This window comes from Candidatus Pedobacter colombiensis, assembly GCA_029202485.1.
GTDB classification, from domain to species: Bacteria; Bacteroidota; Bacteroidia; order Sphingobacteriales; family Sphingobacteriaceae; genus Pedobacter; species Pedobacter colombiensis.
Genome location: CP119313.1, coordinates 3,838,068 through 3,856,238 on the forward strand (window position 1 = coordinate 3,838,068; position 18,171 = coordinate 3,856,238).

Sequence of the window (18,171 nt, forward strand, 5' to 3'; positions counted from 1 at the left end):
AATGGATATCAATAAATTGCAAAGAGAAAACATCAAAAACCTTCGCCCCTACTCTACTGCGAGGGATGAATATAAAGGGCAAGCCAGTATATTTTTGGATGCCAACGAGAACAGTTACGGCTCGCCACTTTCTGAAAATTACAACCGTTATCCCGATCCGCTACAACTGGATTTGAAAGATGCCATTAGCAAAATAAAGGGTGTACCTATTGAAAATACTTTCCTTGGAAATGGCAGCGATGAGGCCATCGATCTTTTGTTCAGGGCATTTTGTGAACCCAAACAAGACAATGTCGTTATCCTTCCGCCAACCTATGGTATGTACGAAGTTTCGGCAAGCATTAACAATGTCGAAACACGCAAGGTAAACCTGCTTCCAAACTTTCAGTTAGATCTGGACGGCATTGCCGAAGCCATTGATGAAAATACCAAACTGATCTTCATCTGCTCGCCAAATAACCCTACCGGAAATTCGATTATACGCACTGATATTGAAACCGTACTGGCCAACTTTAAAGGGCTTGTGGTGATCGACGAGGCTTACATCAATTACGCTAAACAACGGACTTTTATTAAAGAGCTAACCGAATATCCTAACCTGGTTGTTTTACAAACTTTTTCAAAAGCCTGGGGACTAGCTGCACTTCGCTTAGGAATGGCCTTTGCTGCCCGACCGGTAATTGACGTTTTGAACAAGGTAAAACCTCCATACAACATCAATCAAGCTACGCAAGACATTGCTTTAAAAGCCTTGGAGAACATTGAGCAGGTAAATGAATGGATAAAAATCACGGTTGCTGAAAGAGAAAACCTAAGTAATGAGCTAGCCGCCCTTCCTATTGTTAAAAAGGTATACCCTTCCGATGCCAATTTTATACTAATCGAGGTAGATAATGCGTTAAAAACTTATAACGCTTTGGTAGATGAAGGTATCATCATCAGAGACCGCTCTAAGGTGACGCTGTGCGAAGGATGTCTACGTATCACTATCGGAACCCAAGAAGAGAACAAAACACTCTTAAAAGCGCTTAAAAACATTCAATAAACCAACCAAACCTAAATCATGAAGAAAGTATTATTTATAGATAGAGACGGAACTCTGATTACCGAACCGGAGGATGAACAGGTGGACTCCTTTGCCAAATTGGAGTTTTATCCTAAAGCACTTCATTACCTTGCAAAAATTGCGAAGGAACTGGATTATGACCTGGTGATGGTTACCAATCAGGATGGTCTTGGAACAGATTCACATCCGGAAGAAAACTTCTGGCCTGTTCATAACTTCGTGCTAAAGACTTTTGCGAGTGAAGGTGCTGAATTTAGTGAGGTGATCATTGACAAGACTTTTGCACATCAAAACGCACCTACCCGTAAGCCTAATACGGGTTTACTGCAACATTTTTTAGCTGAAGGTTACGACCTTAAAAACTCTTTCGTAATTGGTGACCGCATCAATGATTTGATTCTTGCCAAGAATTTAGGTGCTAAGGCGATTTGGATTCGCAACAATGATCTGTTAGGCGCCAGTGAGGTATTGGAAAAAGCAGATACACTGGGCGATGTCATCGCTTTACAAACGCAGGACTGGGTAGACATTTACACCTTTTTAAGAGCTGGAAGTCGTGTGGTAGCACATGAACGCAATACCAATGAGACCAAAATCAGCATCAACATTGATCTGGATGGGACAGGTAAAGCTGATATCCATACGGGATTAAACTTCTTCGACCATATGCTGGATCAGATTGCCCGTCACGGTAGTATTGATTTAAAAATTAAAACGGTGGGCGATTTGCATATTGACGAGCACCACACCATTGAAGATACCGGAATTGCTTTAGGCGAGGCCTTTGCAAAAGCCATTGGTAATAAACTGGGCCTGGAGCGTTATGGTTTCTGCCTCCCTATGGACGATTGTCTGGCACAGGCAGCCATCGATTTTGGCGGTCGCGCCTGGTTAGTTTGGGATGCTGATTTTAAACGTGAAAAAGTAGGTGATATGCCAACAGAAATGTTCTACCACTTTTTTAAATCATTTAGTGATGCGGCCAAATGCAACCTGAACATTAAAGCTGAAGGTGATAACGAACATCATAAAATTGAAGCTATATTTAAGGCCTTTGCAAAAGCAATAAAGGTAGCAGTTAAACGTGACCCGGATAAGTTAGTCTTACCAAGTACAAAAGGAGTTTTATAAGAGCAAAGATTAAGGAACAAGGATAAAAGAACTTTCTCCTGGCTCCCTACTCTAAAAATTTAAAAAAATGATTGGAATTGTAAATTATGGGGCCGGCAATATCTTTTCACTGACATCGGCATTGGATAGATTGAGCATCCCCTATGGAATGGTGAACACAGAAGCTGATTTGGCACTCTATACACACATCATCATTCCCGGTGTAGGACATGCCGGTGCAGCCATGAAAAAACTGGAACAAACCGGATTGGTTGCCCCCATTAAAGCACTAAAAAAACCCGTATTGGGTATATGTGTAGGTATGCAACTGCTAACTGAACATTCGGAAGAAGGAAATGCCGATTTGATGGGTATTATACCTATACAGACGAGGTTATTTGATAAAAATCAGGGAATTAAAATCCCGCATATGGGCTGGAATAACATCAGCCATAAAAACAATTTGTTATTTGAAGGTGTTAAAAGTGGTACACAATTTTATTTCGTGCATTCGTACTTTATTGAATATAACGCTACTTTTGACATCGCGACTGCGAACTATGGAATGCCATTTTCGGCAGCAGTACAAAAAAATAATTTCTATGGCGTACAGTTCCACCCAGAGAAATCTGGTAGCGCCGGAGAGCGTTTATTAAAGAATTTTTCAAACTTAAAACAATAAAATGTACATTATTCCTGCAATTGATATTTTAGATGGAAAGGTTGTCCGACTAACAGAAGGTGACTATAATCAGAAAACAGTATACGATGTTTCCATCGCTGAAATGATAGAGACCTACCGGTCTAATGGCACAGAATTTATACATATCATTGATTTGAACGGCGCCAAAGGTGATTTTAGTAACCAGGCTGCTTTATTTGAGGTGATTAAAAAAACGGATATGCGCGTACAATATGGTGGCGGTATCCGTACCATTAAGCAAGTTACCGATTTATTAGATGCCGGTATTCACCGCGTAATTGTAGGCACGCAGGCCATTACCAATCCTGATTTCTTACAAGAACTAAGTACCGAGGTTGGTAAGAAATACGATTATGCAAACCGCATTGTTATTGCGATTGATGTACTTGATGAGGTGATCAAATATTCAGGATGGATGGAAAGCTCGCCTATAAAACTGATGGATTACGTTGATAAATGTCTGCAATTGGGCTTTTTCAGGTTCCTATGTACCGACATCAACAAAGACGGTAAACTGGGCGGTGCAGCGATGGACTTATACAGAAAACTGTTGGAGCATTCTCCATTTATTAAACTGATCGCATCTGGCGGCGTAAGTTCTATGGCTGACATTGAAGAATTGGCTACTCTTGATATCCGTTCTGTAGTAGTTGGTAAAGCTATTTATGAAAACAGAATTTCCATTGATGATATCAAAAAATGGAATTTAAAGCAAATGACCTCTTTATAGCCCGATGCTGAGTAAACGTATTATTCCGTGTCTGGATGTAAAAGACGGGCGAACGGTTAAAGGAGTAAACTTTGTTGACCTGAAGGATGCCGGCGACCCGGTAGAACTGGCCTGGCAATATGCACAACAAGGTGCTGACGAACTGGTTTTTCTGGACATTACAGCGACCCACGAACGCAGAGGAACAACCATTGAGATGGTAAAATCTGTTGCCAGACAATTGAACATCCCTTTTACTATTGGTGGTGGGATTACCTCTGTTGCGGATGCTGAAGCGCTATTAAACTCAGGTGCCGATAAAATCAGCATCAACTCCGCTGCAGTAAGAAACCCGCAGTTGATTGAGGATTTGGCAAAAGCTTTTGGAGTGCAATTTGTAGTACTTGCAGTTGACACTAAACTGGTTGATGGTAGGAATATGGTACATTTAAATGGCGGCCGTTTAATTACCGAACTGGAAACGGAAGACTGGATCCTTAAAGCTGAAAGCTTAGGTGCCGGAGAGATATTATTGACCTCAATGGATCATGATGGTACAAAGAATGGGTTTGATTGCCTGCTACTGGATAAGATAGCCCGATCTATCAATATCCCTGTTATCGCATCTGGTGGTGCAGGAAAGGTTGAGCATTTTACAGAGGTATTTTTACAAACCGGAGTAGATGCAGCATTGGCGGCTTCAGTTTTTCATTTCGGTGAAATCCCTATTCCGCTTTTAAAAGAAGAATTAAAAAAACACAACATACCGGTAAGGTTATGAAGATAGATTTCGAAAAAACACAGGGTTTGGTACCTGTAATTATACAGGATGAGCAAACCCTGGAGGTTTTAATGCTGGGTTATATGAACCAGGAGGCATGGGATAAAACACAGGCCGAAGGTAAGGTAACCTTCTTTTCGCGCAGCAAAAACCGCTTGTGGACTAAAGGTGAAGAGAGTGGCAACTTCCTTTTTGTAAAGGAAATGCACATTGATTGTGATAATGATACGATATTGATTAAGGCAACACCGGTCGGCCCTACTTGTCATACCGGTTCCCGCAGCTGCTTTAAAACTGACTACAACCAGAACTTTATTTTTGAACTGGAACAAATCATTAAAGACAGGTACGAAAACCCTTCCCAGGAATCGTATGTAAATAAACTGCGTAGCAAAGGGCTAAACAAAATAGCGCAAAAAGTTGGTGAAGAAGGTGTGGAAACAGTTATTGCTGCGCTGAATGAGACTGATGTTGATTTTGTAAATGAAAGCTCTGACTTGATATTTCACTTGCTGGTATTGTTAAGGGAAAAAGGAAAAACCCTTGCAGATATTGGTTTGAATTTAGAAGGTAGACACAAGAAATAATTTCAGTAAACACAATGGCCTTTGATTCATGGGCCATTGTGTTTACTAAAAAACCTTAATTGGAAGTTACAACCTTAGTATTCGCAACTGTACTTTGCATTTTTAGAACTTTAGCCCCCCGCAAATTAACTGAGCCATTAATTCCAATATTAAAATTGGCTTCGTTAATTGTACTGTTAAAAGGCAATATCAACTCTGCCTTACCTGCATATTTATCTCCACCTACAATCGCATTTAGCGTACCTACCCGGACATTCTCAAAATAGAATTCAGTATCAGCAGCTACCTTTAACGCTAATTTTGATAAATTAAAGCCTTTAAGTCTCATTTTGCTCGCACTCACAGCAGCATCTCTTTTCGGATCTGTATGTGTAGCAACAATTCGCTTCATGTCTTTGGTAATCAGGATTAAAAAGACATCTTTATTATTTGGTGCTTTGGTTTCATCTGCAAAACCTAGCTTAAGGCTATCCCCAACAGCAATAAGCTTAATCTTATCCTTCAATGCTTTTGCCACCCATAAACCTTCCTTAGTCCCATATTCAATCTGGATACTGATATGATTTGCGGATTGCAGATCTATTGCTCTAATACCTGCAATAGCTACATAGTCCATATCGTAGAACCGCCCTCTGTAACTCTTACTTTCATAAAGTGCCTTCAGTTTAAAATTATAAAGTATTAAGGACCCAAAAATAATCGATACAGTTAACAGGATTATTTTATTGCTTGTTTTCATCATTTATTGGATTATCGTTAAGTAACGTAAAAGTTTTAAAACGGGATTCTATTTCTTCCATACTAATCCCCAATAAGCATAGATTTTTAAAAAACGTATTCAATTCCTGCCCCAGAAAACGTTCTTTGCGATAAGCTTTAATTTTTAGTTTCGCCTGGCCATCGACAAAAAAACCAATACCCCGCTTGTTCTGAATAATTTCCTTGCTCTGTAAAAATTCATAGGCACGCATCACGGTGTTTGGATTGACTTGGAGTTCTACTGCAAGATCGCGAACTGAGGAAATCTTTTCATTTAGCGCCCACTTACCCAGCAGAATATTCTCCCCTGCATAATCTGCAATTTGTAGATAGATCGCCTCATTCTCCCTGAAATCCATTTTATATTTGTTTTTCTTTAAGTTTAAAATAAGCTGCAGCCCAGAGTAAGAAAGTACTGATCCATCCTATTGACGTCGCCAATATCCGCCTCAAGGTTCCGTCTTCCAGATCATAATCAGAAAGTCCTTCCCGGATAGAAATTTGTGTAAATGGTAAGTGCGTCGTCGCATTTCCACCTATCAGCAAATGAGCTAAACCCAGATTAAAAAGTACCAGTGCGATCACGAAACCTAACAACAACAACAGCCCCTTCACAATATCATAATTATAATAAGTTGCTGCACTTAGAAAATATAGTGCATGAAGAAAACTGAAGCATAAAAACACATCGTAAGGAGGTATATAGCTGGAAGTCAAATCAATCATTGGTGTAGCAAACACCGAATTTCTGTTAATCACACTAAGAACGGTCATATCTACTGCATAAAAACAAACAATAAGCACCAACTGAAATATCAAAAAAGTATAAATCCAGTTAACTAAAAACCGTTCAAAACTCGACACAGGAAGCGTGAGCGTAGAAATGGCCTTATTTTTATCTCTAAGATTAACAAATGCAGACACGTTGCAGAAGATAGCACCACCACTAATTAAAAAAGACCAAAAGATATGCTCCTGAGTACGGACACCAAAATCCTCAAAACAAGCGGAATAACTCATAACACCTACCAAAAAACCGATCAATAGCACGACATTAGCTAAATAGATTTTATAAGTCTCCTTACTATGCTTGTTAAACAGCCATATAAAACGCTGCAAATTAAAAATATTGTTCATGTGTCGTTATTTTAAAGCTTCAATTAAAGCGTGATTGGATAATATTAGTCCATTAAAAAGTAATTCAATATCTACCTTCCCTGATTCTAGATCTGGATAAGCACTGATTGTATTTACCCCTATACCATCAGCCTGATACAAAATCCAATCAGGTTCCGCCTGTGCTGCTGTACTAAATCGAATCTTTTCAGAAATCTGATCCAAAGAAAGGTTGAGTAGAACCTCCTGCTCATGTAAGACAATTAAACTATCGATTAAATTCTCCAAATCCCTTACCTGATGGGTAGAGATAATAATACATCTTTCATCGGTTAAAGCAGAAGCTATAATTTTACGGAACTGAGCTTTAGAGGGGATGTCCAAGCCATTGGTCGGCTCATCCATAATAACCAATGTCGTATTTGTAGCCAGACCAAAAGCAATCATTGCCTTCTTCTGTTGCCCCAGTGATAAGCTTTTAAACATGCTATTATCTGGCACCTCAAATTCGTTCAGTATTTTAAAAAACTGATCCCGGTTAAACCTGGGATAAAAATGGGCTGTGTTTTCCATGTACTTGATCACCGTTGCATCCGGCAAATACAATTCTTCAGGAATAAAAAACAACTCTTGTAAAAAAGAGGGTAGCCGATCGGAAGCATTATAGCCATTCACCAAACAGCTCCCTTCATTGGGATAAACAAGTCCGACCAGATTTTTTAACAATGTTGACTTTCCTGCCCCATTCTTCCCTAGCAAACCATAAATATGGCCAGCCTCCAATTTCAAATTCAGGTTCTTAAACAGCAATGATTTTTTACTGTAGCCAAATGTTAAATTAGATAATTCTATCATGTTAAAGCGTTTTAGTGTATTAGTTACTTAATACACCACAAATCTATTGAAGTATTTCTCTTTTCCAATTTTATTTTAAAATAATTTTACAAAACACCTTACATGTAGGCATTAAATTATTCAGCATCTTTGCCTAAAGCAATTCTCATTCTCTTATGATTACACATCTCCATACCCTTAGCGGACACCAGAACCCAATTTATGCTTTGGCCAACTCTAATCAAAAAGATGCCTTCTTTAGTGCCGGTAATGATAAAGGTGTGGTAGAATGGTCGTTGAATACCATGTCTTTTGTAAAGGTAATTTTACCTGTGCAAAGCTCCGTTTATGCTTTACATACTTATCAAGACTTACTTTTTGTGGCACAAAGAAGCGGGTTAATCCTGGTCTTTGATTTATTGGAGCAGAAAGTAAAAGCGACATTAAGCTATCACCAAAAAGGTGTTTTTGATGTAAAGACTATTGCTCATAAGCATGAAATCATAAGTACCGGAGAAGATGGTACTGTGGCAGTATGGTCTTTAGAAGACTTTACACTACTATATAATTTCCAGGTACTACAAAATACAGTGCGGACAATTGCTCTGAGCAATGATGAAAAAGAAGTAGCATTAGGCTGTAAGGATGGCATCATCAGGATATACAACTCTGATGATTACACCCTGATTAAAGAGCTTGAAGGACACAAATTTGCGGTTACAGCTTTACAATACGCGCCTAATGGCACTTACTTGATTTCGGGTAGCAGAGATGCACAACTAAAAGTATGGAGCTTGCCAGATTACATATTGAGCAATAGTGTACCCGCCCACATGTTTAGTATCTACGGTATTGTGTTTCACCCTACACTACCCTATTTTGCAACCTGCAGTCAGGATAAAAGTATTAAACTATGGGATAGCAAAAGTTTTAAACTCTACAAAATACTCAGTTTAGAAAAAAACACTCCAGGTCATTTTCATTCTATCAATAAAATGATCTGGAGTGCTGATGGCAAATATCTGATTTCGACAGGTGATGACAGACAAGTAATGATATGGGAGTTTACTTTATAGCTACCCTTTCATATCCTCCCTACCATAAAATACCGGAAAATACATCATTTCGGCTTTGGCCGGATTTAGGACATAATTACCAGAATACCTTGGCATCAATTGCACTGTGAAAGTATAACTTCCCTTTTTTAACCTGGTACAGAAAATTGATGTTTTGTGTTTAAAGTACTCCCTATGTGTTTCCACTCCCCAAAAGCTTTGCATTTTATTCTCATAAGAACAACCTGCCGGGATAGGGCAACAAATCGTTAATTCCATCAAACTAATACAATTAAATCAGCAACTCAACGTCACGAAAGTTAAACTAAGTTAAAAACAGCCCTAAATAAGGCGCTTTACAATTCTTAGATTGTGGGTATACCTACCCAGTTCAGCGTTATAAATCCCCTGGTTATCCATCGGATCTATTCTTACTTTTCCTGAAGCATGGATGATTTCTCCCGAATTCAACATTATCCCTACATGGGTAATACGTCCTTCGCTATTATCGAAAAAAGCTAAATCACCAGTCTTTACTTCTGGTAAAAAATCCACCACAGTACCCTGCTCTGCTTGTTGCCACGCATCCCGCAACAACTTTATACCATTTAATTTAAATACATTTTGAACAAAGCCAGAGCAATCTATACCAAATATGGTTCGGCCACCCCATAAATAAGGCGCATTTTGAAAAAATTTAGCTGTAGTTACAAGTTCCTCCGCCGATGTATTCGATTCTATCACCTTTGGCGAAAAAGCAATTTCATATTTCTCGTCCCCAAGATAACAACACCCATCGGCATAAGCCGGTAAATTGCTACCTGCAGAAAGGTAATATTTACTACCATCAGCAGCAATAATAGTATTTGCAACCTGCGCTGGAGCCAGGTGATCACAGTGTTGGTTTTTCATAAACTGTTCATGATTTAAGCTACCTAGCTGCTTATAATCCATCCAACCATCGTAACCATCATAACCATTGCGTATCAGCCACCATTTCTCCGTTTTTTCAAGTATTACTACATGATCACCAAACAGAAGCTGAGATACAATCTCGGCTTTATCCGACTGCCCTGCTCTTAAAGGCGCTACAGCTACCCTGCAAATACCAAACTGTTGTTCCATAATGATAAAATCAATGCTATAAAAATAAACTTTTATGGTGTTAATTTGTTACTTTCATGGGCATCATTTATTTTTAATTGCAACGATTGATTCAAATGATGACATAATATTAACCTTTTAAGATAAACACCATGAACCTCAAAAAGATTTTAATTGCCGTAGATAATAGCACCTGTTCAGAAAAAGCAGCCAAAACGGGCTATGAATTGGCAAAAACCTTTGGTGCGGAGGTTGCACTGGTTAACATTATCGAACCTATCCCGGCCAACATTAATCCGGATCTGACCCTCGCTCCCGTTTTTTTAGAAGCCTACGACAACAGTGAAGAAAATAGTCACGTGCTATTAAAAGAAATAGAAACGAAATTTGGCCTGGGAATAGCAACCTCCTATTTTAGTGTAGTTGACAGTGCTGCGCATGGAATTATTAAGCAGTCTGACGAGTGGGGTTCGGATCTGATTGTGATTGGAACTTACGGCCGTACTGGCATCTACCATTTTTTGATGGGAAGCGTGGCAGAACATGTTGCCAGAAAATCTGCTTGTCCAGTACTGATCATTCCGAATAAATACGAAGAAAAGGCTTAACAAAATAAGCGGCCATAATTACTGGGGCCTTGCCGGGGCATTACCGGGGTGTTGCTGGGGCCTTGTCGGGGCCATTGCCCTACCAAAGCCTTACCACCAACGCAGCAAAACATAAAAAAAGCCAACCCCTTATAAGAGTTGGCTTTTTATTATAGTCTTGTAGAATTAGTTTTCCTGATGTAACCAGGCTTTTTTAGCCAAAAGTTCTTCTTCAGTTTCACGTACATCTTCATCATCAACGCAACAGTCTACAGGGCATACCGCTGCACACTGAGGCTCATCATGAAAGCCTTTACATTCCGTACATTTATCGGAAACAATATAATAAATTTCGTCAGACAATGCATCCTGTGCACTTTCCGCGTCCATTTCTTTACCTCCAAAATCAATAATACCATTTAAGTTGGTACCATCTGAAAATCTCCAGGCTGTGCCTGCATCATAAATTGCATTATTTGGGCATTCAGGCTCACATGCTCCGCAGTTAATGCATTCGTCTGTTATTTTAATAGCCATGTCTTCGTCTATATCTATTGCTAAGTTTAACTTTGCAACAGCAAATATAACACATAAACTTTAAAATCATTGGAATTATGCCAATCCTTAATAGCGAAAAATTAATTATTGCATTTAAAAAGCTAAGCGACTTCATCGTTGAACCTGGCGAAGCATTTAAAAATCTAATCTTATCTGCATCAAATAACAATGCATGGTTTACTGTGGCTGAGGTACAAAAAGCTTTACATGCATTGCATCAGATGCTCAATCAACAAGATCTTGAAACCTGGTTTAAAAGCATTAGGGTAAGTGATACGCCAAAAAAAGTCGGTTTAATCCTGGCTGGTAATATACCACTGGTTGGCTTTCACGATGTGATTTCTGTGCTCGCCACTGGAAATATCGCTTTAATTAAACTATCCTCTGCCGATGACAAATTGCTACCTGCCTTACTTACTGAGTTAATTAAGATTGAACCTTTGCTGGCAGACCACATTGTGTATGTTGACCGATTGAAGGATTTTGATGCTGTGATTGCAACGGGAAGTAACAATACATCAAGATATTTTGATTATTATTTTGGTAAAGGACCAAATATTATCAGAAAAAACAGAAATAGTGTTGCTGTAATTACCGGAAATGAGCGTAAGGAAGAGTTAGCGCTTTTAGGACATGATATATTTGATTACTTTGGTTTAGGCTGCAGAAATGTCTCTAAATTGTATATTCCTGAAGATTATGATATCAAAAACTTTTTTGAACCTATAGGGAATTTCAAAGACATCATTAATCATTTTAAATACAACAACAACTACGATTATAACAAATCTATTTATCTGGTAAACCTAAAGCATCATTACGACAATGGCTTTTTATTGTTAACCGAAGACGAAAGTCTTTCCTCACCGCTAGCTGTTTTATATTATGAAACATATACAAATCTTGAACAACTGGAGGAACTGCTCAGAAATAAAGCTGAGGATATTCAATGTATAGTTAGTAATGCTCCATTAAAACTGGATACAGCAATATTGGCTTTTGGGCAAAGCCAGAGGCCAAAGCTGTGGGACTATGCAGATAATGTAAATACAATAGATTTTCTAAACTCACTATAACGTACATGCCTTGTTTCTCATTTTGAAACACTATTTTTGAGCGATGTATGTTATTAAAGTAAAAGGCATTGCCAAGATTCCGGATTATGTGCAGTTAAGGGACGATAAATTTACCCTACTGGCTTATTTTAGAGTCGACAGACCAGATAAATCGCTAGACAAGCTTGGCTTAAGCGATAAGTTACCATACATTATGAATTTTGTAAATGATTTGCCTTTTGGACAAATTGCTAAATTAGATATCTAAACATGACAGAGAGCACAGTTATAAATTTAAAAAATGTAGATGTATTTCAGCAAAAGCATCTGGTTTTGTCGAACGTAAATCTAAATATCGATAAAGGTGAATTCGTTTTTTTAATTGGTCAGACGGGTTCTGGAAAGAGTAGTTTGCTAAAAATCATTTATGGCGATCTTCACATTGGTAATGGTGATGGACAAATAGCTGGTTTTGATTTAAAAAAACTGAGTAATAAGGAGGTGCCCTTTTTACGCAGAAAATTGGGTATTGTATTTCAAGACTTCCAGCTGCTAACAGACAGGACTATTGATAAGAACCTTGAGTTTGTACTTAAAGCTACAGGTTGGACAGACAAGAACCTAATTAGTGAGCGAATTAAAGACGTGCTTGAAAAAGTTGGCCTGCGCTCTAAAATTAAAAAAATGCCTCATGAACTTTCAGGTGGTGAACAACAACGTGTAGTTATTGCACGTGCACTATTAAACAATCCTGAAATTATTCTGGCTGATGAACCAACGGGAAATTTAGATCCTGATACTTCTGAAGAAATTGTAATGCTACTGAAGCAGATTAGTCAGAGTGGAACTGCTGTTTTAATGGCTACACACGATTATCACATCATCAGAACATTCCCATCACGGATTATAAAATGTGAGAGCGGTATAATTCATGAAGACGCGCAGATTGTTTAGTACAATTTCTGACAAAATTTTCTGATTCGGCCATTCTGTTCCAAGTTTCCCGATTAAAACTGACAGCATGACGGATATTTCCTATTGGCAAACCTTTTGAGTTTATAACCAAAAATTCTACTATACTATGTTTAGCAAGAAGAAAAAACACGATAATAAAGAGACAAATATGCAAAATCAAGATGCTGCAGCAGAAAGTCATGCTGAAGAACAATTGATAGAAAATGCTAAAGAAGCGAATACTGAAGCTCCTATTGAACAAGAAGCAGCTGCAGAAACCGCACCTGAACCAACAGCAGAAGAAAAACTGCAACAAGAAAATGCTGCTTTAAATGACAAATATCTGCGTCTGTTTGCAGAGTTTGACAATTATAAACGTCGTACACAAAAAGAACGTGTAGAGCTGTTACAAACAGCAGGTAAAGATGTGATTGTTTCTTTATTGCCTTTGTTGGATGATTTTGACAGGGCGAATAAAGCAATGGAAAATGCTACAGATATCGCTTCGATCCGTGAAGGTGTAAATCTGGTGCATACCAAATTAAAAAGTACATTGGCCCAAAAAGGTCTTAAAGAAATAGAAAGTATCGATACTCCATTTGATACGGATTACCATGAGGCCATTACTAAAATCCCTGCTCCAACTGAAGAAATGAAGGGAAAAGTAATAGACGAATTGGAAAAAGGATATACCTTAAATGACAAAGTTATACGCTTTGCTAAAGTTGTAGTAGGTAGTTAATATTTATGAGCAAGAGAGATTATTATGATGTGCTTGGTGTATCCAGAAACACATCTGCTGACGAGATTAAAAAGGCTTACCGTAAACTAGCCATTAAGTATCACCCGGACAAAAACCCGGATGATAAATCAGCCGAAGATAAATTTAAAGAGGCGGCTGAAGCTTATGAGATTTTAAGTAATCCTGAAAAAAAACAGCGTTATGACCATTATGGCCATGCTGGTGTTGGCGGTGCTTCTGGAGGCGGATATGGTGGTGGCGGAATGAACATGGAAGATATCTTTAGCCAGTTTGGAGATATATTCGGTTCTGGAGGCGGTGGCAGTCCTTTTGAAAGCTTCTTTGGCGGTGGCCAGCAGTCACGCAGTGGCCGACGTGTTGTAAAAGGCACCAATCTGCGCATTAAAGTAAAACTTACGCTCGAAGAAATTGCCAATGGCACTGAGAAAAAGATAAAAGTAAACAAACAGATTGTCTGCAAAACCTGTGATGGTACCGGTGCTAAAGACCGCTCGTCGGTAAGTACTTGTAAAACCTGTGGTGGTAGTGGCGCTGTACGCAGAGTAACCAATACCATTTTGGGACAAATGCAAACGACATCTACCTGCCCTACCTGTAATGGAAGCGGATCTCAGATCACAGCAAAATGTGGTTCATGTCATGGTGAAGGTATTGTGAGAGGCGAAGAAACCATTACTATTAATATCCCTGCAGGGGTAAGTGATGGCATGCAATTGAGCATGAGCGGAAAAGGAAATGCAGCTCCTAGTGGCGGTATTCCAGGCGATCTGATTATACTGATTGAAGAAATCCCTCACGAAAGTCTGAAACGCGAAGGAAACAATGTTGTTTATGACTTACATGTTTCTATTGTTGATGCGGCTTTAGGTTATAGTGCTGAAGTACCGACTATTGATGGCAAAGCCAAAATCAAAATTGAACCGGGTACTCAAAGCGGGAAGCTATTACGCTTAAAAGGAAAAGGTATTCCTGAAATCAACTCTTATCATCGTGGTGATGAAATCATCCACGTAAATATATGGACACCTAAAATTTTAAGTTCAGAGGAAAGGAGCATTTTAGAGAGACTGAGAGACTCTCCAAACTTCAAACCTCAACCAGGTAAGAATGACAAGAGTTTCTTTGAGAAAATGAAAGAATATTTCGAATAATAAAAGGCCGCTTAATTGCGGCCTTTTTTACACCCTAAAATTTAAATATGATTGCTGCTATTATTGATCTTGGCACAAATACTTTTCACCTTATCATTGCCGAAATATCGGCCACTGGGGTAAATGTATTATTCAAGACAAATGAACCGGTTAGGTTAGGCCAAGGACGCATTAATGAAAATATTATTGTTCCTGAAGCTTTCGAAAGAGGTATCGCAACGCTTAAGGATTTTAAGCAGGAAATCATAAAACATCAGGTTGATGTAGTTAAAGCTACTGCAACATCAGCGGTCCGCAGCGCGGCCAATGGAGTCGACTTTGTCAATGTTGCAAAAACGGATGCCGGAATTGACATCAAAGTAATCAGTGGAGATCAGGAAGCTAGCTATATTTTTAAGGGGGTGAAAGCTACTGGTGCAATACAGACCACCTCATTGATTATGGACATTGGTGGTGGAAGTACTGAGTTTATAATAGCGAATGCCGATGGGATACTTTGGAAAGCGAGTTACAACATTGGTGCAGCCCGTTTAACTCAGGCTTATTTCCATTCCGATCCAATTAGTCAGGCAGATCAATCGGCTATTCTAGATCATTTAAAAGATACGCTACAAGAGCTGGAAGCAGCTTGTGCTATCTATAAACCTCAACACCTTGTAGGATCTGCTGGCGCCTTCGAAAGCTTTACAGGCATGATTGATCCCAGTATTGATTTAAACACTGTTAAATCAGCCCCTATTGATCTTAATAGTTACCACAAGCTTGCAGCTTCATTAATTGCTTCGACTCATGCAGATCGGGAAATCATGCCTAATCTGATTGCCCTACGGGTAGATATGATTGTTATCGCAGCTTTAATCACTAATTATGTAATCGCTAATTGTGGGATCAAAACCATAAGCCTTTCTACTTACGATTTAAAGATGGGTGTTTTGTATGAACTTGTATCATCTCATACAGAAAGATAAATAAACAGTAAAAGCGACTATTGAGTCGCTTTTACTGCCATTACATAGCCGGAGTCGTAGTCGCTGGCTTTTTTTCTTTCATGCCTTTTTTCATATGTTTTTTCATGTGTCCTTTGTTCTCCATTTTCCAGGCTTCATATTTTTGTTTTTGAGGCTCGGTTAACTCGTTAGTGATTTTCTCTTCAGCTTCACCATGAATTCTCTTCATTTCAGCCATTTTAGCTGTATTATCATTCATATTTTCCTTACGTGCAGTAGCCATCGCCATCTCCTCATTCAAATAAATATCCTCGATCCTGGTTCTTTGATCTTTGTTCAAATCAAGCCTTTTGGATAACCTTTCAGCACTCATTTTGGCCCTTGCTTCGGGACTAGCCATTTTTTTATGGCCACCACTTTGTGCCTGTGCGAGTGTTATCATACTAAATAACAATACGCAAACAATCAATAACTTTTTCATCTGATTTTAATTAGTTTTTGAAATCCATAGTATACCATATAACTATTTCAATCTCAAAACATAGCAGCTGACCTTTTGTTTTGTTCTTTTGAAAATTAGAAAAACCAGATAAAATCAAGCCATCAAAGCTCAGATAAGGCTTTGTATAGTTTTTCAGTAGGCAGCCCCATTACATTGGTATAAGAACCAATGATCTTTTCTACTGCAACTAATCCAATCCATTCCTGTATCCCATAAGAACCTGCCTTATCATAGGGATTGTGATTACTTACATAATATTCAATCTGATCAGCAGAAAGCGTATTGAAAACTACTTCAGTTAAATCATAAAAAGAATGCATTTTACCGGCATAACTTAAACTCACACCTGTGTACACCTGATGTACGGATCCTGAAAGTTTAGTAAGCACTGCAATAGCTTCAGCTTTGTCAGCCGGTTTACCCAAAATCTCACCGCCATAAGCCACAATCGTATCAGCAGTGATCACAATGCTATCAGCACTTACATCAGTAAAAGCAGCAGCCTTTTTTTCAGCAATGTAAACAGCTATTTCTGCCGGAGTTAAGCCTTCCGGATAACTTTCATCCACATCCTTCAATACCACTTTAAAATCTAATCCCATGGCCTTAAGTAGTTCCTGACGACGTGGTGATTTTGAGGCAAGAATAATAGGGAGTTTTTGCTGAAACATGATGCTTATTTTTATTTGGTAATGGTAAGGTCCATTACATTTGGGGCGAAAATAATAAAAGCGACCTTAAGTCGCCTTCATTATTTATAATATTTTAAAGATTACTGGCCACCGCCGCCGCCACCTTGACCTCTACCACCACCTGCACCGCCTGCTCTCATATTTTTCATCCGCTCCTCTTTATAGGCTACATAAGCTTTTTTCTGATCATCATTTAATAAAGCATTGATTTTAACATCGTTTTCTTCGTTAATAGTTTTCACTTTAGCCATCATTCCTTCCCTATCGCCTTTACTTTCTTCACGCACTTTATTCATAGATTTTGCTTGATCTAAAAGGATAGCTTTAACTTTTGAAGTTTGGTCATCGCTAAGGTTTAACTTTTTAGTCAGTTGAGCAGCGCCCTTTTCGGCTCTTTCTTCAGGAGTTGGCATTTTACGTTCGCCATCTTGTGCTTTTGCAAATGTCATTACACTAAATAACAGTCCGCAGATAATCAGTACTTTTTTCATCAGTTTATATTTTGTTTAAAGGTTATGAGCTATTGTAAGCTCAGCTATTAGAGACGGCAAAGCCCAAATAGGTTTAACCTATTTATGTAACATAATTGTTGCAATGAAAAATATTGATTATTTGCCCGAATCGGCAGCGGATGGATTCTCGTCAAACCACTTTTGTTGTACTTTAAGTACCTTTTCTATGATGTCTCTTACAGCAGTTTTACCACCGGTATAAGGAGAAATATATTGTGAGATCGCTTTAATTTCAGGAACGGCATCAGCCGGACAGGTTGCAATACCTACCAGCTGCATAATTTTAAGATCGGGAATATCATCCCCCATGTAAAGCACTTCGGAAGCATTGATATTGTATTGGGCACATAAACTGTTGTAGACCGCAACCTTATCAGAAACACCTAAAAAAATATTGTTTATACCAAGGCCTTCAAATCGTTTCTGCATAGCCTCGCCTTTGCCACCGGATATAATACAAACATGATAACCTCTTTTCACAGCAAGCTGAAGTGCATAGCCATCTTTGATATTAAATGTTCGTAAAAACTCGCCCGAGTCAGACGCGATGATATCACCGTTAGTTAATACACCATCAATATCAAAGATGAGGGTTGTAATGTGCTTTAGTTGCTCAAGAAACATCC

25 protein-coding genes are annotated in these 18,171 nt (G+C 38.7%); 14 read left to right on the forward strand and 11 right to left on the reverse strand.

Going from position 1 to position 18,171, the window contains the following annotated elements; translation table 11 throughout:
* The first annotated feature begins 1 nt into the window (after position 1).
* The 6 genes from hisC (at position 2) to hisIE (ending at position 4,956) form a co-directional block, all read left to right on the forward strand.
* A complete protein-coding gene (gene hisC, locus P0Y49_16060) occupies positions 2-1,045 on the forward strand; it encodes a histidinol-phosphate transaminase (protein WEK18306.1) in 1,044 nt (347 codons plus the stop codon).
* An 18-nt stretch (positions 1,046-1,063) separates the two neighbouring features.
* On the forward strand, positions 1,064-2,197 hold the full coding sequence (hisB, locus tag P0Y49_16065) for a bifunctional histidinol-phosphatase/imidazoleglycerol-phosphate dehydratase HisB (protein ID WEK18307.1): 1,134 nt from the start codon (positions 1,064-1,066) through the stop codon (positions 2,195-2,197).
* Positions 2,198-2,264: 67 nt separating this feature from the next.
* The gene (hisH, locus tag P0Y49_16070) at positions 2,265-2,858 is read left to right on the forward strand and encodes an imidazole glycerol phosphate synthase subunit HisH (GenBank protein ID WEK18308.1); all 594 of its coding nucleotides are present in this window, start codon (positions 2,265-2,267) and stop codon (positions 2,856-2,858) included.
* 1 nt (position 2,859) lies between these two features.
* A complete protein-coding gene (gene hisA / locus P0Y49_16075) occupies positions 2,860-3,609 on the forward strand; it encodes a 1-(5-phosphoribosyl)-5-[(5-phosphoribosylamino)methylideneamino]imidazole-4-carboxamide isomerase (GenBank protein ID WEK18309.1) in 750 nt (249 codons plus the stop codon).
* A 4-nt stretch (positions 3,610-3,613) separates the two neighbouring features.
* Positions 3,614-4,369: an imidazole glycerol phosphate synthase subunit HisF gene (gene hisF, locus P0Y49_16080; protein WEK18310.1), complete on the forward strand. Its 756-nt coding sequence runs from the start codon at positions 3,614-3,616 to the stop codon at positions 4,367-4,369.
* On the forward strand, positions 4,366-4,956 hold the full coding sequence (hisIE, locus tag P0Y49_16085) for a bifunctional phosphoribosyl-AMP cyclohydrolase/phosphoribosyl-ATP diphosphatase HisIE (GenBank protein WEK18311.1): 591 nt from the start codon (positions 4,366-4,368) through the stop codon (positions 4,954-4,956). The genes hisF and hisIE overlap by 4 nt, the downstream gene beginning before the upstream one ends.
* Positions 4,957-5,011: 55 nt before the next feature.
* On the opposite strand, the gene P0Y49_16090 is transcribed toward hisIE, so the two are convergent.
* The 4 genes from P0Y49_16090 to P0Y49_16105 are packed head-to-tail and all read right to left on the reverse strand — an operon-like array spanning position 5,012 to position 7,686.
* Positions 5,012-5,698: a hypothetical protein gene (locus tag P0Y49_16090; protein WEK18312.1), complete on the reverse strand. Its 687-nt coding sequence runs from the start codon at positions 5,696-5,698 to the stop codon at positions 5,012-5,014.
* Complete coding sequence (locus P0Y49_16095; protein ID WEK18313.1) at positions 5,679-6,074, reverse strand: GntR family transcriptional regulator; 396 nt, start codon at positions 6,072-6,074, stop codon at positions 5,679-5,681. Before P0Y49_16095 ends, P0Y49_16090 begins: the two co-directional genes overlap by 20 nt.
* A 1-nt stretch (position 6,075) precedes the next feature.
* On the reverse strand, positions 6,076-6,852 hold the full coding sequence (locus P0Y49_16100) for a hypothetical protein (protein WEK18314.1): 777 nt from the start codon (positions 6,850-6,852) through the stop codon (positions 6,076-6,078).
* A gap of 6 nt (positions 6,853-6,858) precedes the next feature.
* On the reverse strand, positions 6,859-7,686 hold the full coding sequence (locus P0Y49_16105; GenBank protein ID WEK18315.1) for an ABC transporter ATP-binding protein: 828 nt from the start codon (positions 7,684-7,686) through the stop codon (positions 6,859-6,861).
* Positions 7,687-7,841: 155 nt separating this feature from the next.
* On the opposite strand from P0Y49_16105, the gene P0Y49_16110 reads away from it, so the two are divergent.
* Positions 7,842-8,741, forward strand: coding sequence for a WD40 repeat domain-containing protein (locus P0Y49_16110; protein ID WEK18316.1), 900 nt, complete (start codon positions 7,842-7,844; stop codon positions 8,739-8,741).
* Here P0Y49_16110 and P0Y49_16115 read toward each other — a convergent pair whose 3' ends face one another.
* Together P0Y49_16115 and P0Y49_16120 are read right to left on the reverse strand one after the other, a co-directional pair.
* The gene (locus tag P0Y49_16115) at positions 8,742-8,999 is read right to left on the reverse strand and encodes a hypothetical protein (protein ID WEK18317.1); all 258 of its coding nucleotides are present in this window, start codon (positions 8,997-8,999) and stop codon (positions 8,742-8,744) included.
* A gap of 63 nt (positions 9,000-9,062) precedes the next feature.
* Positions 9,063-9,845, reverse strand: coding sequence for a C40 family peptidase (locus P0Y49_16120; GenBank protein ID WEK18318.1), 783 nt, complete (start codon positions 9,843-9,845; stop codon positions 9,063-9,065).
* Positions 9,846-9,976: 131 nt separating this feature from the next.
* Between P0Y49_16120 and P0Y49_16125 the strand changes: the two genes are divergently transcribed.
* The gene (locus P0Y49_16125) at positions 9,977-10,432 is read left to right on the forward strand and encodes a universal stress protein (protein WEK18319.1); all 456 of its coding nucleotides are present in this window, start codon (positions 9,977-9,979) and stop codon (positions 10,430-10,432) included.
* A gap of 165 nt (positions 10,433-10,597) precedes the next feature.
* Here the strand turns inward: P0Y49_16125 and P0Y49_16130 are convergent, their stop codons facing one another.
* Positions 10,598-10,948 carry a 4Fe-4S dicluster domain-containing protein gene (locus tag P0Y49_16130; protein WEK18320.1) on the reverse strand — a complete coding sequence of 117 codons (351 nt, stop codon included), beginning with the start codon at positions 10,946-10,948 and terminating at the stop codon, positions 10,598-10,600.
* Between the two features lie 77 nt (positions 10,949-11,025).
* Here P0Y49_16130 and P0Y49_16135 point away from each other — a divergent pair, with 77 nt between their 5' ends.
* The 6 genes from P0Y49_16135 to P0Y49_16160 all read left to right on the forward strand — a co-directional run bounded on the left by P0Y49_16135 (position 11,026) and on the right by P0Y49_16160 (position 15,860).
* Positions 11,026-12,045: an acyl-CoA reductase gene (locus tag P0Y49_16135; protein WEK18321.1), complete on the forward strand. Its 1,020-nt coding sequence runs from the start codon at positions 11,026-11,028 to the stop codon at positions 12,043-12,045.
* Between the two features lie 43 nt (positions 12,046-12,088).
* Complete coding sequence (locus P0Y49_16140) at positions 12,089-12,292, forward strand: fructose-6-phosphate aldolase (protein ID WEK18322.1); 204 nt, start codon at positions 12,089-12,091, stop codon at positions 12,290-12,292.
* Between the two features lie 2 nt (positions 12,293-12,294).
* The gene (locus P0Y49_16145; GenBank protein WEK18323.1) at positions 12,295-12,978 is read left to right on the forward strand and encodes an ATP-binding cassette domain-containing protein; all 684 of its coding nucleotides are present in this window, start codon (positions 12,295-12,297) and stop codon (positions 12,976-12,978) included.
* Between the two features lie 127 nt (positions 12,979-13,105).
* Positions 13,106-13,720 carry a nucleotide exchange factor GrpE gene (locus P0Y49_16150; GenBank protein ID WEK18324.1) on the forward strand — a complete coding sequence of 205 codons (615 nt, stop codon included), beginning with the start codon at positions 13,106-13,108 and terminating at the stop codon, positions 13,718-13,720.
* A gap of 5 nt (positions 13,721-13,725) precedes the next feature.
* Positions 13,726-14,892 carry a molecular chaperone DnaJ gene (gene dnaJ, locus P0Y49_16155; GenBank protein WEK18325.1) on the forward strand — a complete coding sequence of 389 codons (1,167 nt, stop codon included), beginning with the start codon at positions 13,726-13,728 and terminating at the stop codon, positions 14,890-14,892.
* A 47-nt stretch (positions 14,893-14,939) separates the two neighbouring features.
* The gene (locus P0Y49_16160) at positions 14,940-15,860 is read left to right on the forward strand and encodes an exopolyphosphatase (protein WEK18326.1); all 921 of its coding nucleotides are present in this window, start codon (positions 14,940-14,942) and stop codon (positions 15,858-15,860) included.
* Positions 15,861-15,900: 40 nt separating this feature from the next.
* Here P0Y49_16160 and P0Y49_16165 read toward each other — a convergent pair whose 3' ends face one another.
* The 4 genes from P0Y49_16165 to P0Y49_16180 all read right to left on the reverse strand — a co-directional run bounded on the left by P0Y49_16165 (position 15,901) and on the right by P0Y49_16180 (position 18,169).
* The gene (locus tag P0Y49_16165) at positions 15,901-16,320 is read right to left on the reverse strand and encodes a hypothetical protein (protein ID WEK18327.1); all 420 of its coding nucleotides are present in this window, start codon (positions 16,318-16,320) and stop codon (positions 15,901-15,903) included.
* A gap of 122 nt (positions 16,321-16,442) precedes the next feature.
* On the reverse strand, positions 16,443-17,012 hold the full coding sequence (locus P0Y49_16170; protein WEK18328.1) for a Maf family nucleotide pyrophosphatase: 570 nt from the start codon (positions 17,010-17,012) through the stop codon (positions 16,443-16,445).
* 101 nt (positions 17,013-17,113) lie between these two features.
* Entirely contained in the window at positions 17,114-17,524 is a 411-nt protein-coding gene (locus P0Y49_16175; GenBank protein WEK18329.1) for a hypothetical protein, read from the reverse strand.
* A gap of 117 nt (positions 17,525-17,641) precedes the next feature.
* Positions 17,642-18,169, reverse strand: coding sequence for an HAD-IIIA family hydrolase (locus P0Y49_16180; protein WEK21803.1), 528 nt, complete (start codon positions 18,167-18,169; stop codon positions 17,642-17,644).
* Positions 18,170-18,171 lie beyond the last annotated feature (2 nt).

What these genes read in the sequence shown, in the direction of transcription:
- hisC (WEK18306.1), top strand. Translation starts at nt 2, where the DNA reads ATGGATATCAATAAATTGCAAAGAGAAAACATCAAAAACCTTCGCCCC.
- hisB (WEK18307.1), top strand. Translation starts at nt 1,064, where the DNA reads ATGAAGAAAGTATTATTTATAGATAGAGACGGAACTCTGATTACCGAA.
- hisH (WEK18308.1), top strand. Translation starts at nt 2,265, where the DNA reads ATGATTGGAATTGTAAATTATGGGGCCGGCAATATCTTTTCACTGACA.
- hisA (WEK18309.1), top strand. Translation starts at nt 2,860, where the DNA reads ATGTACATTATTCCTGCAATTGATATTTTAGATGGAAAGGTTGTCCGA.
- hisF (WEK18310.1), top strand. Translation starts at nt 3,614, where the DNA reads ATGCTGAGTAAACGTATTATTCCGTGTCTGGATGTAAAAGACGGGCGA.
- hisIE (WEK18311.1), top strand. Translation starts at nt 4,366, where the DNA reads ATGAAGATAGATTTCGAAAAAACACAGGGTTTGGTACCTGTAATTATA.
- P0Y49_16090 (WEK18312.1), bottom strand. Translation starts at nt 5,698, where the DNA reads ATGATGAAAACAAGCAATAAAATAATCCTGTTAACTGTATCGATTATT.
- P0Y49_16095 (WEK18313.1), bottom strand. Translation starts at nt 6,074, where the DNA reads ATGGATTTCAGGGAGAATGAGGCGATCTATCTACAAATTGCAGATTAT.
- P0Y49_16100 (WEK18314.1), bottom strand. Translation starts at nt 6,852, where the DNA reads ATGAACAATATTTTTAATTTGCAGCGTTTTATATGGCTGTTTAACAAG.
- P0Y49_16105 (WEK18315.1), bottom strand. Translation starts at nt 7,686, where the DNA reads ATGATAGAATTATCTAATTTAACATTTGGCTACAGTAAAAAATCATTG.
- P0Y49_16110 (WEK18316.1), top strand. Translation starts at nt 7,842, where the DNA reads ATGATTACACATCTCCATACCCTTAGCGGACACCAGAACCCAATTTAT.
- P0Y49_16115 (WEK18317.1), bottom strand. Translation starts at nt 8,999, where the DNA reads ATGGAATTAACGATTTGTTGCCCTATCCCGGCAGGTTGTTCTTATGAG.
- P0Y49_16120 (WEK18318.1), bottom strand. Translation starts at nt 9,845, where the DNA reads ATGGAACAACAGTTTGGTATTTGCAGGGTAGCTGTAGCGCCTTTAAGA.
- P0Y49_16125 (WEK18319.1), top strand. Translation starts at nt 9,977, where the DNA reads ATGAACCTCAAAAAGATTTTAATTGCCGTAGATAATAGCACCTGTTCA.
- P0Y49_16130 (WEK18320.1), bottom strand. Translation starts at nt 10,948, where the DNA reads ATGGCTATTAAAATAACAGACGAATGCATTAACTGCGGAGCATGTGAG.
- P0Y49_16135 (WEK18321.1), top strand. Translation starts at nt 11,026, where the DNA reads ATGCCAATCCTTAATAGCGAAAAATTAATTATTGCATTTAAAAAGCTA.
- P0Y49_16140 (WEK18322.1), top strand. Translation starts at nt 12,089, where the DNA reads ATGTATGTTATTAAAGTAAAAGGCATTGCCAAGATTCCGGATTATGTG.
- P0Y49_16145 (WEK18323.1), top strand. Translation starts at nt 12,295, where the DNA reads ATGACAGAGAGCACAGTTATAAATTTAAAAAATGTAGATGTATTTCAG.
- P0Y49_16150 (WEK18324.1), top strand. Translation starts at nt 13,106, where the DNA reads ATGTTTAGCAAGAAGAAAAAACACGATAATAAAGAGACAAATATGCAA.
- dnaJ (WEK18325.1), top strand. Translation starts at nt 13,726, where the DNA reads ATGAGCAAGAGAGATTATTATGATGTGCTTGGTGTATCCAGAAACACA.
- P0Y49_16160 (WEK18326.1), top strand. Translation starts at nt 14,940, where the DNA reads ATGATTGCTGCTATTATTGATCTTGGCACAAATACTTTTCACCTTATC.
- P0Y49_16165 (WEK18327.1), bottom strand. Translation starts at nt 16,320, where the DNA reads ATGAAAAAGTTATTGATTGTTTGCGTATTGTTATTTAGTATGATAACA.
- P0Y49_16170 (WEK18328.1), bottom strand. Translation starts at nt 17,012, where the DNA reads ATGTTTCAGCAAAAACTCCCTATTATTCTTGCCTCAAAATCACCACGT.
- P0Y49_16175 (WEK18329.1), bottom strand. Translation starts at nt 17,524, where the DNA reads ATGAAAAAAGTACTGATTATCTGCGGACTGTTATTTAGTGTAATGACA.
- P0Y49_16180 (WEK21803.1), bottom strand. Translation starts at nt 18,169, where the DNA reads ATGTTTCTTGAGCAACTAAAGCACATTACAACCCTCATCTTTGATATT.